The organism is Neisseria animaloris (genome assembly GCF_900637855.1).
GTDB classification, from domain to species: domain Bacteria; phylum Pseudomonadota; class Gammaproteobacteria; order Burkholderiales; family Neisseriaceae; genus Neisseria; species Neisseria animaloris.
The window spans coordinates 1,293,610-1,307,273 of record NZ_LR134440.1 but is presented as its reverse complement, the minus strand read 5'-3'; the positions used below and the strand labels follow the sequence as shown (position 1 = coordinate 1,307,273).

Below are 13,664 nucleotides of genomic sequence, written 5' to 3'. Positions count from 1 at the left end.
GCACTATTTTTCTTTTTTATAAAAAAGAATAAAACTATAACATTAATTTTATTTAATTAATACATAAAGTTGTTTAATTTTGAACCATTGCTTGGAAAAAAAGCTCCGGTGCAGGCGGTTGCTGTGTTTGTGCTGTTGTTTTTGTGCCCGCAGAATTCCAATAGCGGTGTCGGCATCAATGAAGTTGCGTGTTTGCGGATGAACATAGTTCGGGTAATGAATTAAGGTGCCGGCCACCAGCTCCCATAATGCCAATTTTCGAGTGCGGCGCGGCAGGTGCAGATAATCTTGAGTTAATCCCCAGCCGGCATAAAACGGCAGGCCGTAGCAATGTACGGTTTTACCGCGCAACAAGGCCTCGAATCCGGATAGGGAAGTCAGAGTATGGACTTCATCGACATGTTTCAGGCAAGTTAGGATGTCGCACTCGGTAACGGTTTGGTCGGCGTAGCGTGATGCTTCTTCCGGCGGAATTGCGCCGACGCGGTTGCCGCTCACAACATCGGGGTGGGGTTTGTAGATGATGTAGGCATCGGGATTCAGCTCGCGCACTTTTTTCAATAAACCCAAATTAGTGTGGATTTCAGGCGAACCGTAGCGGATGGAGGCATCGTCTTCTACCTGACCGGGCACCAGCAGCACTTTACGGTCGGTATCCGGAATATTGAGTGTGCCGTTGCCGACGTTGTATTTGCTGATTTCCGCTTCGGTAAGTGCTTGCTGCAAATAAGAGGCCGTCTGAAAATCCTGTGCGGTAAATTCACGGTTCTGCAAAATGTGTTCCAAGCGGGAGGGCCGTTCTGCGTTGAAGTAAATGCCTTGATCGTCGATAACGAGCGAGAGCGGCGGCACCAAATTGGAGCCTAATCCCACCGAACGTATGAAGCCGTCTTCTATCCGCAATACTGGCAGATTGTATTTTTGAGCAAAATCAGCCGATTTCTGACTGCCGTTTCCCCAAACCAAAAGCCGTGCGTCGGACGGCAATGTGGATTTTTCCAGTTTTTTGAAGGACGAAACAAAATGCAGGCGGCAGGAGGGTACGTTGAAAAACGGCTTAATTACTGCCTGTTTCCACAAAGACATGCCGACACAGTAAAGATTGCCGCGCAGCTTTTCATTTAAGCGGCGGGCAGAAGAAAGATAGTCGATAACATCGAATATCGTTCCCGTTTTACTGGTGTTCGGGTTGATGTAGCGGCTGTATTGCAGATAGGCGGTAGCAAAAAGCTGCAACAGTGAGCGGGGGGCGCGACGTTTTTGTGCGGTTAAACCGGCTACACCGGAATGGCGGTCGTCGGAAACGCCCCAGCCTGCATACCACGGTAGTCCGAAAGTGACCACGGGCTTGCCCAGCAGCAGGGCTTCAAATCCCATTTGAGAAGTAACGCAATAAATTTTATCTACTTGCTCCAAAAGAGAAATCGGATTGATGTCTTCTGCCACCAAGCGCACATTTTCCGCCTGGTTAGAGAGATCGGTAAGGTAGCCGCGTTTTTTACCGCTCAATACATCGGGATGGGTTTTCACCCAGATTTCCGCATCGGGATTCTCAGATAAGGCCGTCTGAAACATGCGCTCGAAAGTATTTGCATCCGCGCCGCCGTATTGCACCGCCATATCGCCGAAAGTTTGGTCGATAACCAACACAACTTCTTTTTCAGACGGCCTTTTGACAAAGAGGCCGTCTGAAAAGATTGGCGCATGGTTGTATTTGGAAAGTTTGTTTGTAACGATAAGGCCGATTGCTTTTCTAGCATCTTCAATGATTTCAGACGGCATGCTGTCCGCAGCCAAAATCAACTGTTCCAAACGTGAAGTGCGGGTGGTGTCGTAGTAAATACCCGAATCGTCAACAACCAAAGCAAGTGGCGGGCAGCCTGCTACGCCCAAACCGATTGAACGCAGAAAGCCGTCTTCTAAATAAACAGTAGGCAGTTTAAATAAATGTTGAGCAACAAACTTGCGTTTTGGATGTTTTTTTCCCCACAACACAAAATAATTATTGCATCGAATATTAGAGGGTAAAAAAGCATGCAAATGCTTACGTTGTAGATATAAACCTAAGCTGGAGAGCATCATATTATTTTTTAGAAGCAATCACCGCTTCAATTTTTTCCAAAAATTTTTGCCATGTAAAATGATTCAACACGAAATCTGCTCCAGCCTTAGCCATTTCCAAATCTTGTTTGGATGGGCCATGTTTCAAACGCTCAAATAAAGCTACGGCCTCATCTTCAGAGTGAGCAATATGGCAATAATCTTTAAATAACCTATCCATCGCCAAACTTGGTGTCGAAACCAAAATACCACCACAAGCCAATACTTCCACCACGCGGCGGGAAAACATGGTAGGAGAATCCTCAATTGTATTTACGTTGAGCGACACGGCGAATTGTCTGTAAATATCAGCGGTTTGCACATAATCTACGGCCGGGCGTATTGTTAGGTTGAATTCATGTTCGGGGTAGCGGTAATTATCTGATTTTCTATCGGAATTTCGATCAAAAATCGTTACTGGTAGCCCCGCTTTATAAGCTGCTCGAAACAGCAATTCTTGCCGCTCCCTACGCTTATCATGGATATGTTTGCTGTAGCTGCCAATAAAATTAGCAGCCATATACTTGAAATTAAACCCTTGATAATTGTGGATTCGAGGTTGAACAGGGAACATGGCTACGTCAACCGTAGTTTCCGGTGGTACAACTGATCTATATCGTTCTACACAATTTTGATCTACGGTAAAAATATGGTCGAAATGTTTGGCAGAATCAATAAAACGGTCGAAGTGAATCGAATCTTCTTTATTCCAAAAAACAGTTGGGATCCCCTTGTCTTTGGCCGTTTGGACCAACCGCACCAACTTTTTATTGGTGCGGTTCGGATCTTCAGGATAAGCAGCAACCTTATACTTCCAGCGATTTTTATAACCTTGCCAGGCTGATTCAACGAATAAAAAAGAATCATATTTTGCTGCCAACTTCCACCACGATGATTGTATATTTTCAGAGCTATACGATAGAGCTTCTCTTGTTAATGTATCGCTTATCAGATATATCTGTATCATGCCATTACCAAACTTTTATAATTATTTAACTTTATCAATCATGTAATTGATAGCCCGCATAATCTCTGGCATACATTCTTTGGGCTCGGCAGCATGTCCTGATTCATGCTTGTACCATAATACTTGAACCCTTGATTGATTTTCTTCATCAATCTCAAAATTTTTTTGCCAATTAGTGATGCCTAATTGAGTGATGAATGGTTCAAAGTGGTGTTTCACATGAAAATTATCGGTCTCATTTTGAATGTAAAGAATTTTTGTATTATTTAATTTTACATTCTCAATTGCATTGAATCGGTGATTTTTTGACAATTCTTGATGATCATTCCAAGAGGCAGAGAAGCATTGCGCTAAAAAAGGATCCCTATTTGTTTCAACATATTTGATAATATTGGTTTGCGGATTAATACATACGGCCAATGCACCACTCGCAATAAATGATGCTAATTGAATAGCCGAAAATCCCCCGCCACTGGAACCATACAACACCAACTTAGATGTTGAGATATTCAATCCTGATGCAACAGACAATATAAAATCTTTTAAATAAGGGTATAGAGGAGTATATTTATCTCCCATGTACCATGCTAATGATATACTGGAATGCTTAAATAATGTTGGATCTGCAATGTATAGTACAGAACCATCAAATAAAGGATGCCAAGAGTATCTGTGATAAGTTAATGCTGTTGTTCTATTGCGATCTAATGCGCCATTTAATATAACAAACAGCTTATCGCTGCTTTCTTTTTTATATAAATAAGAGGATAGCGGCATATCATTAATTTCATATTTAAATGAAACTTCTGATTTGCCTAACGAACTTTGAAGTTTCTCCTTTGCATAATTTGAGATATTCATTTAGTACGTCTCCTGTTGATAATCTGCATCATATGTCATAAACATCAAAGAGCGTTCTTTGATATTTTTATTCTGTAACGAATTAAGATTATTAACTAAATCAATAAGCATCATCGCTCGTGATATTGCTGAGAAATTCTTTTGGAATCTATTAAGTATTTTTTTAGACTCTTTGAGTGCAAAGGAATAGTTTGTGGTAATTTTAGTAATATACGATTCTAACTCTGCAATATTGTTTGCCACAAAAATTTCAGGAAATGCTTCTTTCATTCTTTGATCGCCAACAGCGGCAATGGGTAAGCCACTTGCTGCATATTGAATTACGCGGCTTGGAAATTGAAAATACCCTAAATCCGCAAGTTCAGGAAAATCGTAATCCAACCCATTATACTCTGTAAAAAATTGAGGAATACTAACCCCCATTTTGGCTTTTGAAAGCACTTCTGATACTCTTTGAGTATGCAAATAAGCTTCACGAATGAATCCACCATGCATAGCAAGTGGATCTGAATCAATTAAGCCAAATACTTTTTTCGTAAATGGTAGTAATGCTAACTCCATATAACGTTTACGGCGAACTTGTCCATTCATATTTCCTAAAAATGCAATATCATATTCAGCAAAGATAGGATCATAAACAATAGGGAAGCTAATATGGTCTGTCCAAAACGGGAAATTAAACCCTTTCGGATGTCCTTTTTTTTCATAAAAATCCATTACATCTGCATATCCGCAGTGTAATAAAATATCATAGGAATTAACAACTCCTCCATAACAGGTTTTGTAAAGCACGGGATCATCTGACAACCATATTGCGGTTTTCATTCTTTGACCGATATATTCAACCATTTCTGGTAATAAATTCATCGGCCTAAATGCAATAAAAAGATCTACGGGTTCTGAGCAAATTTCTTTAACCTTACTCCACATAAACTCAATATCTTTTTGTGAACTAATCATTGAGTGTCCGTGTAAAATAAGGTCAGTAAAAACAACCTCATGTCCCAAATACTCTAATGCGCGCTTTAAGCTTTCGCCCAAATGTCTTTCTAAAATGGAATCAAATAAAATAAACTTCATAGCTTAAATGCCTAAATATGGGGATGTTTTATATATAAAATCTATCAGCTTTTCTTTACTATTTAACTTGGTAGCATCATCAATTTGAACTGCATTAAATGGATCTACCAACAAAATATTTTTTACGTCTGACGTTGATTTGATTTTCTTATCATGTAAATTGACGATCAAATTGGTGAAATTCTTATCTTTAATTAAACAGCAAGAAGTAGAAACCTCTTTCATTGGGACATACCAATTTGGATTCTCAATGGAGTAATCAAATTTGTCGCATAGTTTTGAGACTTTGTAATATGTGCTTCGAGAAATGGCATCTGAATCAGAATATTCAAATGCAACACACATACCCCAAATAGAGTTTTTATAATGTAATGTTCTATCATCGGTAAATAAAGTGTATTCAATCTCTGGATTGATATTCACATATTCTTTTGCCTTGAAATCAGACAAGTTTACAACTTTCACATTGTGTTGCTGAGTAATTTCTTCATTGATCTGTAAGGTTGAAGACTTTACAATTACCAATTCTTTAATATCTATATTATTCTGATTTATTAAAGAGTTAATGTAAATTGATAAGTCAATATAGCCATGATACTGGGCAATCACTCTAACATTTAATTGATGAGAGTTAACTTGTTCAGAAGAATTAATGACACTATTAATATAATCCCAACGCTTTTCATAAGTATGAGAATGCATAATTTCTCTGATACCTAAAACTGACTGTTTATGCCAATAATAACTATCAGTTAATAATTTATGGACAGCTAATTTGGCTTCTTGCTCATTATTAACAGTAATAACAATACCTGGAAACTGTTCAGTAATTGCCTTAGATGTAGTAGAAACAACGGGTGTCCCACTTGCTAGTAGCTCATAAACTCGACGAGACATCATTGTTGTTGATTGGGTAATAGTATTTACATTTAAAAAAACTTTAAATTTTTTATAAAGTGAAATCATTTCATTAAAGTTAACAGCATTCCGAATGATAGAGTCATAAATCTTAGGATAGGCATATTCTTCTTTTTGTTCTTTGGAAGCTCTGTCATAAATCACACCATTATTTTCAAGCAAAGCTGGTAAAAGCATATCCATTTGTTTTTTTCTGTTCTCATGATTTTTTGCATAATATGTCCCGGCAAAACAGACAGTTTCAGTTTTTAAAGCAAAGCGTCCGATTGGATTAGTTTGTTTTACAGGTGCTGCAAATGGGACTGCCCAAACATTATTATTACCAAGCTCTTTTTTATATTTATCTACAATCAAGCTATCCGTTGTAAAGATATAATCAGCATATTTGGTGATTGGTTTGAACATTTCATAATGCATGGGATCTTCTTTGTTCCAAAAAATAATTGGAATTTTTTTCTTCTTCAACAAAGAGATTGCCGTAAGTAATGCCTGAGCATTGTCATGTTTTAATCCGGGTGATGTGAATGCATATAACCAAGATCCTTTGTTTGCTCTCCAAGCACTCTCAAAAAAAGCAAATTGGCTAGTGGTTGATTTAATTTGTTTTTGGAAATCCTTTCGAACAATAGGAAATCCTGTAAATGCATCGGACCAGCATAGTTCAGAAATAGGATCTAATAGTGTCAGCCCCTTGGTAAATTTTGCTATCGTATTTTGTTTTTTACTTACTTTTATCTCGATAGGTTCTTTAGGCTTAGCAGTAGCAGTAGTTATTTTTGCCTTTTTTCTTTCTTTGTTTACTTGATATAATTTAAATAATTTATTAGGCGTAGAGATAAAATCATTAAAACTTTTAGTGCTATTAATTAAAATACTGCCTAATTGAAAAGAAACTGTATGCTTTTCATCTGATTTTGGGAGAGAAATATTTGGTTTATTTAATTTACTAATTTCTTTTTCAATATTTTTCAAGACATCTATTTGTATATGCAATTCTTTTAAAAGAGTTGATAAATCTCTATTTTGTTTCATAATTTATTTTCTTTCTCTCAAAATCACCAAATGCCTTTGGTATCCACTACAACAGCATTTACTGATGCCGTCTGAATTTCTTTAAACTCTTTATGGTCAACCAGCACTACTAATACATCTGAGGCCTCTAAGGCTTGCGATAAAGATGAATGTTTAATATTTTTAGCGGTTAATTTTTCTGGTAGCGCTTCTATGTTTGGTTCAGCAGCCAAAAGTTGATTTGGATATTTTTCGGCCAGTTGTTCCGTAATTTTTAACGCAGGGCTTTCACGCAAGTCATCAATATCGGGTTTGAATGCTAGACCTAGGCAGGCAATTTTGATGTCGCTTAGGGTTTTATTGGGATTTTTTTGTAAGGCCTCAATCACGGCATCGTTTACTTTATTGATGACCCATTCAGGCTTTCCGTCGTTTACTAAGCGAGCTGTGTGAATCAATTTGGCTAAATCAGGCGTTTTATTAACGATAAACCATGGATCAACGGCAATACAATGCCCACCTACGCCACAGCCTGGTTGTAAAATATTGACACGGGGATGTCGGTTGGCAAGGGAGATTAATTCCCAAACGTTGATGTTCAATTTATCGCAAATAATAGAGAGTTCATTGGCAAAGGCAATATTAACGTCTCTGAAAGAATTTTCGGTTAGCTTGCACATCTCGGCGGTGCGGGCATTGGTAATGATGCAGTCGCCTTTGACAAAAATTTTATATAAGGAAACAGCCTGTTTAGAGCATTTGAGTGTGATACCACCGATAATGCGATCATTTTCGGTCAGTTCTCGCATTACTTGGCCGGGCAATACTCTTTCGGGGCAATGAGCAATGCGGATATCTGAGTTTTCTCCGGTTTGTTGAGGGAAAGTGAGATCAGGACGAGCCTTTGCCAGCCATTCGGACATTTGCTCTGTCGCTCCTACTGGAGACGTTGACTCGAGAATAACGAGGTCGCCTTTTTTCAGTACCGAAGCAATCGCTTTGCTGGCCGCTTCAATATAGCTGAGATCGGGCTCGTAATTTGAACCTTTAAATGGAGTGGGAACAGCGATTAAAAAAGCATCTGCAGGTTCCGGAACCATTGTTGCTTTTAATGTTCCCTTTGCTACGCACTCGTGTACGGCAATATCTAATTCCGGTTCTACAATATGAATTTTGCCTTGATTAATCGTGTCTACGGCGCGTTGATTAACATCTACGCCGATTACGTTAACCCCGTGTTGTGCAAAAGCTGCAGCGGTAGGAAGGCCAATATATCCTAATCCAATTACTGAAATGGTCTCAAATTTTGACATGACGTTTTTCTCTTTGAAAAATTTCAAGGGATAGACTTTTTGTAGAAGCCGGTTTGCTAAATTGCGAGTTGTTGATTTATTTGTTCGTTGGTAAATATGGAGAGAATCCTGTCTACGGCTGTGCCATCTCCGTATGGGTTATGAGCTCCTGCCATTTTTTCATACTCGCTTCGGTTGTTAAGCAGCACATTTACTTGCTCAATAATGGTTTTTTGAGAAGTTCCTACCAGTTTTACTGTTCCTGCTTCTACGGCTTCAGGGCGCTCTGTTGTATCACGCATAACCAGCACAGGCTTGCCTAACGACGGGGCTTCTTCCTGAATACCACCTGAATCGGTTAGGATGATATAAGACATTTTCATTAAGTAAACAAAGCTTAGATAGTCTAAAGGTTCTATCAAATGGACATTGGGCTTGCCTGCCAGTAAGCGGTTTACAGGCTCGCGCACACTTGGATTGAGGTGGACAGGATATACGAATTCCACGTTATCATTTTGAGAAGCTAACTCTGATATTGCTTGGCAAATATTTTCAAAACCATTTCCGAAATTTTCTCGGCGGTGTCCTGTGATCAAGACAATCTTCTTATTATTTAAATATGAAAATTCATTTTGGTATTTGTCTAGAAGCTCTTTTTTGCTTTCAATTTTCTGGCAAGCTAAAAATAAGGCATCAATAACGGTGTTGCCCGTTACATAAATGTTTTGGGCTGACACTCCTTCTTGGAGCAAGTTGTTTTTTGTACTTTCAGTAGGTGCAAAGTGATATTTAGCTACCGCAGCGGTAATTTTACGGTTGCCTTCTTCCGGCCAGGGTGAATAGATATTGCTGGTTCTCAACCCAGCTTCAATGTGGGCGATATCAATTTGGTTGTAGTAAGCAGCTAAAGATGTTGCCAATGTTGTAGCTGTGTCACCATGAACGCAAATAACAGTTGGTTTGTAATCTTCGATAACAGGTTGTATTTTCTGAAGAATAGCTGATGTTACAGTAGACAATGTCTGTTTACTGTTCATAATGTCTAAATCGTAGTGAGGTGTAATCTCAAATAAATCCAAAACTTGATCAAGCATTTGGCGGTGTTGCCCAGTTACACACACTCGAAAATCGATTTTTCTTTTTTTTAATCCGTCAACTAATGGGGCCATTTTGATGGCTTCAGGTCTTGTCCCAAAAACAACTAATAGTCTTGGCATTTTTGAGACTGTTATCTTCCCATTATGACTATGTGGGTATGGTAATCTGAAAGTGGGTAAGGTAGAGGGGATTGAAGAGATGTTACCGATTGATGGTTTTTTTTCCATAATGAATATTTCCCGTGAAAATAATGAGTAAGACTTTGTCTTATTTGACTAAGTTGAAGATTATAGTGTAATTTGTTATTGTTTTGTTAAAGAAATATTGTAAAATTTATCCTATTCTTACGGGTAAGTTACAAATGTCATGTAGACAAAAATTTCTTATATTTATATTGCATATTTAAAGATTTTATTTTTAAATTGTAATATATTGAATTAAATACGTTATTTTTAATTTTTTCTTGAAATGAGAATTAGGTGATGGCTATATATAAGATGGCTGGTGTTATTTTTGCATCAGTAATTTTGTGTGCTTGTGGTAATTTGCCAACATCAGGTCCGGCACAAGTTGAAGTAACTGGTTTGAAAAGCCAAACTTCTCAAGTTTCTTTACCTGATGTGGCAGTGATTGATGTTGATGAGAAGGTAACTTCAGGATTGCATCGTATGGCTTACGGGGATTCTTTTACAGGTTTTGGCTTGGGAGGTTCAAGAACAATTGATGTGATTGGTGCTGGAGATGTGCTCGAAATCACTCTGTGGGAAGCCGCTCCGGCCGTACTTTTTGGTGGGGCTTTGAATTCAGTGGGTTCGGGTTCTGCTCAAACAGTCAGCTTGCCTCCGCAGATTGTGGATACTAAGGGCATGGTTTCGGTGCCCTTTTTAGGGAATGTGTCGGTTAGTGGAAAAACTCCGGTGCAGATACAAAAAGAGATTGTAGGCCGTCTGAAAAAAATGGCGAACCAGCCGCAGGCCATGGTGAGGGTTGTTCAAAATAACTCCAGCAATGCTACGGTAATTCGAGCCGGGCGCAGTATCAGAATGCCTTTAACCGGCCATCGTGAGCGTGTTTTAGATGCGGTAGCTGCTATTGGCGGAACGGATAGTGGCGTACAAGATATATCGGTACAGATGACCCGTGGAAACATGGTTCGTACGGTTGCCTTGGAAACGATTACAGCCCAACCCGCGCAAAATGTTGTTTTGCAACCGGGGGATGTGATCACTTTGCTTTCGAAGCCTCTCAGTTTCACTGCATTGGGGGCACTTGGTAAAAACCAGCAAATCTCTTTTTCGGCCAAGGGTATGAATTTAGGTGAGGCGATTGGTGCTTCGGGTGGTTTGTTGGATCGGCGTGCCAATCCTAAGGGTGTTTTTGTGTTTCGATATCAGTCTTTGGAGTTGCTGCCACAAGAAGAGAAAGAAAAGTGGTTGGCCAAAGGCTATGATATTTCAATGGAAGTGCCTACTGTTTACAGAATGAATCTTCTAGATGCAAATTCGTTGTTTTGGTTGCAGAAATTTCCTATGAAGGATAAAGACATTGTATATGTGGCCAATGCTCCGCTGGCTGAAATGCAGAAGTTTTTACAATTTGTATTTTCTCCAGTGGTAAGCGGTGTGAACAGTGTGAACAATATAGCTAATTGATCGCTAATAGAAAGTGTAAATCAAAAATGTCTGAAAAAAATACAGATGCGGAAATAAGTCAGAAACCATTCGAATCAAACCAAAAGGCTGCGGATGATGCTCAACGTGATGTAATTCGGCAGCAGCAGAAAAAACAGATTCGTTTACCCAAACCCGGCTTATTGGCTTGGATGACGATTATTATTCCAACCGTATGTTCAGTGGTCTATTTTTCCGGATGGGCATCAGATCGATATACGTCTGAATCCAGCTTTGTGGTGCGTTCGCCCCATAATCAAACTTCTACAGGCGGTTTGGGGGCTTTGCTGCAAAGTGCAGGCTTCACCCGTTCTCAAGACGATACTTATACTGTTAGAGACTACATGGGATCGCGTACCGCTTTAGATGAATTAAGTAAGACGATTCCCGTTCGTTCGTATTACGAAGAAGAAGGTGATGTTTTCAGTCGCTTTAATGGCTTCGGATTCAGTGACTCCGCTGAAGCTTTTTATCAATACTATAAAGATAAGGTTTCTATTGCTTTTGATCCGGTATCCGGAATTTCTACGCTGGGGGTGGAGTCGTTTGATGCGCAAGAATCACAGCAAATTAATGCGGCATTGTTGAGTAAGGGTGAGGAGCTGATCAATAAGCTTAACGCCCGAGCCCGTAAAGATACTATTGAACAAGCTCAGCAAAATGTAGCGGTAGCGGAAGAGCGTGTTAAGAATGCGGCTGAAGAAATGGCCGTGTATCGAACCAAACACGGTATTTTTGATTTGAAAGCACAATCCGAAGCACAAATGGGGCTGGTGTCTAAATTGCAGGATGAGTTAATTGTGATTCAAACACAATTAGACCAAGTAAAAGCGGTTACACCTGAAAACCCCCAAATCCCCGGCCTGAAAGCACGCGAAAAAAGTTTGCAGCGTGAAATCAAGCAGCAAATGCAGATGATTTCAGGGGGATCAAGCAATTCTATAACGGCTCAAGCGGCAGCATATCAGCGTTTGTTTTTAGAAAACGAGCTGGCGGAAAAGCAGTTGTCGGCAGCCATTGCGGCACTGGAAAATGCGAAAGCAGAGGCGGAGCGCAAGCAGCTTTATCTTGAAGTCGTGTCTAAGCCCAATCGCCCTGATATGGCTTTGAAGCCGCAACGCTTATATAACATCGTGGCAACATTTTTTATCGGTTTGATGTTGTATGGCATTTTGAGTTTGTTGACTGCCAGCATAAGAGAGCATAAAAACTGATGAAAGCGCTGCATGAAACTACTTTTTGGGAGTCTTTAGCCATTCAAAAGCGGGTAGTCGGTGCGCTTTTGATGCGTGAAATCATTACCCGTTACGGGCGCAACAACATCGGCTTTCTGTGGCTGTTTGTAGAGCCGTTGTTAATGACGGTGCTCATCGTTATGTTGTGGAAGTTTATTCGCGCAGATCATTTTTCCACCCTTAATATTGTGGCTTTTACACTGACAGGCTATCCGATGGTCATGATGTGGCGTAATGCGTCAAACCGTGCCGTCGGTGCGATTTCGGCAAATGCCAGTTTGCTCTATCACCGCAATGTGAAAGTGTTGGATACCATATTGGCTCGCGTGTTGTTAGAAGTTGCCGGAGCTACTGTGGCACAAGTCATAATTATGGTGGTTTTGATTGCAATAAGATGGATTGAGCCGCCCGCAGATATTTTTTATATGCTTATTGCGTGGTTATTGATGGCCTTATTTGCTTTTGGATTGGGTTTGATTATTTGCTCCGTCGCTTTTAAATTTGATTCTTTGGGTAAACTTTGGAATACCTTCAGTTTCATTATGCTACCTTTATCCGGAGCTTTTTTCTTTGTTTCTTCATTGCCGCTCCAAGCTCAGAAATACATATTATGGATCCCGATGGTACACGGTACGGAAATGTTCCGGCAGGGATATTTTGGCCATACGGTTACTACATTGGAAAACCCGTGGTATTTGTTATTGTGCAATTTGGTCATGTTGTGGATAGGATTGGCAATGGTGGCTAAATTCAGCAAGGGGGTGGAGCCCCAATGATTTCTGTTGAACATGTTTACAAAAAATATCAAACACGATTAGGCTGGCGGACGGTGTTGGAGGATATTGATTTCAAACTCGAAAAAGGCGAAAAAATCGGTATCTTAGGCCGGAACGGAGCGGGCAAATCCACGCTGATACGCCTGATCAGCGGTGTGGAACCACCCACCGAAGGCGAGATTAAACGCACGATGAGCATCTCTTGGCCACTGGCGTTCAGCGGGGCGTTTCAAGGCAGCCTTACCGGTATGGATAATTTGCGTTTTATCTGTCGGATTTATAACGTAGATATGGATTACGTGAAGGCGTTTACGGAAGAATTTTCCGAGCTGGGGCAATATCTGTATGAGCCGGTAAAACGCTACTCTTCGGGCATGAAAGCACGGCTGGCGTTTGCATTGTCACTGGCGGTAGAATTCGACTGTTATCTGATTGACGAAGTAATTGCGGTGGGTGACTCGCGTTTTTCGGAAAAATGCCGCTACGAACTGTTTGAAAGGCGTAAAGACCGCTCGATAATTTTGGTTTCCCACAACCATAGCGCGATGAAGCAATATTGCGATAACGCAATGGTGCTGGAAGCGGGGAAGCTGTATAAGTTCGATAATATGGACGAAGCATATCAATACTATAACGCTCTTCTGTAAGCCGCCGTA

Annotated in this window: 11 protein-coding genes; 4 read left to right on the top strand and 7 right to left on the bottom strand. The window is 40.1% G+C overall.

From position 1 onward, the window contains the following. Window positions 1-48: 48 nt before the first annotated feature. The 7 genes from EL216_RS06025 to wecB form a co-directional block, all read right to left on the bottom strand. Window positions 49-2,082, bottom strand: coding sequence for a capsular polysaccharide biosynthesis protein (locus tag EL216_RS06025; RefSeq protein WP_197720418.1), 2,034 nt, complete (start codon window positions 2,080-2,082; stop codon window positions 49-51). A 1-nt stretch (window position 2,083) separates the two neighbouring features. Continuing rightward, the gene (locus EL216_RS06020) at window positions 2,084-2,980 is read right to left on the bottom strand and encodes a CgeB family protein (protein ID WP_232005220.1); all 897 of its coding nucleotides are present in this window, start codon (window positions 2,978-2,980) and stop codon (window positions 2,084-2,086) included. A gap of 108 nt (window positions 2,981-3,088) precedes the next feature. Continuing rightward, window positions 3,089-3,928: an alpha/beta hydrolase gene (locus EL216_RS06015; protein ID WP_085390133.1), complete on the bottom strand. Its 840-nt coding sequence runs from the start codon at window positions 3,926-3,928 to the stop codon at window positions 3,089-3,091. Beyond that, window positions 3,929-5,008 carry a CgeB family protein gene (locus EL216_RS06010; protein ID WP_085390134.1) on the bottom strand — a complete coding sequence of 360 codons (1,080 nt, stop codon included), beginning with the start codon at window positions 5,006-5,008 and terminating at the stop codon, window positions 3,929-3,931. Between the two features lie 3 nt (window positions 5,009-5,011). Next, a complete protein-coding gene (locus EL216_RS06005; RefSeq protein WP_126300845.1) occupies window positions 5,012-6,958 on the bottom strand; it encodes a CgeB family protein in 1,947 nt (648 codons plus the stop codon). A 23-nt stretch (window positions 6,959-6,981) separates the two neighbouring features. Beyond that, window positions 6,982-8,277, bottom strand: coding sequence for a UDP-N-acetyl-D-mannosamine dehydrogenase (wecC, locus tag EL216_RS06000; RefSeq protein WP_331852401.1), 1,296 nt, complete (start codon window positions 8,275-8,277; stop codon window positions 6,982-6,984). A gap of 29 nt (window positions 8,278-8,306) precedes the next feature. Continuing rightward, window positions 8,307-9,554 (bottom strand): non-hydrolyzing UDP-N-acetylglucosamine 2-epimerase, encoded by a 1,248-nt coding sequence (gene wecB, locus EL216_RS05995; RefSeq protein ID WP_331852400.1) that lies wholly within the window; start codon window positions 9,552-9,554, stop codon window positions 8,307-8,309. 255 nt (window positions 9,555-9,809) lie between these two features. On the opposite strand from wecB, the gene EL216_RS05990 reads away from it, so the two are divergent. The 4 genes from EL216_RS05990 to EL216_RS05975 are packed head-to-tail and all read left to right on the top strand — an operon-like array spanning window position 9,810 to window position 13,655. Further along, window positions 9,810-10,979, top strand: a complete 1,170-nt coding sequence (locus EL216_RS05990; protein WP_269471210.1) for a polysaccharide biosynthesis/export family protein — start codon at window positions 9,810-9,812, stop codon at window positions 10,977-10,979. A 26-nt stretch (window positions 10,980-11,005) separates the two neighbouring features. Further along, on the top strand, window positions 11,006-12,211 hold the full coding sequence (locus tag EL216_RS05985; protein WP_197720417.1) for a capsule biosynthesis protein: 1,206 nt from the start codon (window positions 11,006-11,008) through the stop codon (window positions 12,209-12,211). Further along, entirely contained in the window at window positions 12,211-13,008 is a 798-nt protein-coding gene (locus tag EL216_RS05980) for an ABC transporter permease (protein WP_085389139.1), read from the top strand. The genes EL216_RS05985 and EL216_RS05980 overlap by 1 nt, the downstream gene beginning before the upstream one ends. Then, window positions 13,005-13,655 carry an ABC transporter ATP-binding protein gene (locus tag EL216_RS05975; protein WP_085389140.1) on the top strand — a complete coding sequence of 217 codons (651 nt, stop codon included), beginning with the start codon at window positions 13,005-13,007 and terminating at the stop codon, window positions 13,653-13,655. The genes EL216_RS05980 and EL216_RS05975 overlap by 4 nt, the downstream gene beginning before the upstream one ends. The last annotated feature ends 9 nt before the right edge of the window (window positions 13,656-13,664 follow it).

Coding starts and splice junctions, on each gene's coding strand:
- EL216_RS06005 (WP_126300845.1), bottom strand. CDS start 6,958: ATGAAACAAAATAGAGATTTATCAACTCTTTTAAAAGAATTGCATATA.
- EL216_RS06025 (WP_197720418.1), bottom strand. CDS start 2,082: ATGATGCTCTCCAGCTTAGGTTTATATCTACAACGTAAGCATTTGCAT.
- wecB (WP_331852400.1), bottom strand. CDS start 9,554: ATGGAAAAAAAACCATCAATCGGTAACATCTCTTCAATCCCCTCTACC.
- EL216_RS06015 (WP_085390133.1), bottom strand. CDS start 3,928: ATGAATATCTCAAATTATGCAAAGGAGAAACTTCAAAGTTCGTTAGGC.
- EL216_RS06010 (WP_085390134.1), bottom strand. CDS start 5,008: ATGAAGTTTATTTTATTTGATTCCATTTTAGAAAGACATTTGGGCGAA.
- EL216_RS05975 (WP_085389140.1), top strand. CDS start 13,005: ATGATTTCTGTTGAACATGTTTACAAAAAATATCAAACACGATTAGGC.
- EL216_RS05985 (WP_197720417.1), top strand. CDS start 11,006: ATGTCTGAAAAAAATACAGATGCGGAAATAAGTCAGAAACCATTCGAA.
- EL216_RS05990 (WP_269471210.1), top strand. CDS start 9,810: ATGGCTATATATAAGATGGCTGGTGTTATTTTTGCATCAGTAATTTTG.
- EL216_RS05980 (WP_085389139.1), top strand. CDS start 12,211: ATGAAAGCGCTGCATGAAACTACTTTTTGGGAGTCTTTAGCCATTCAA.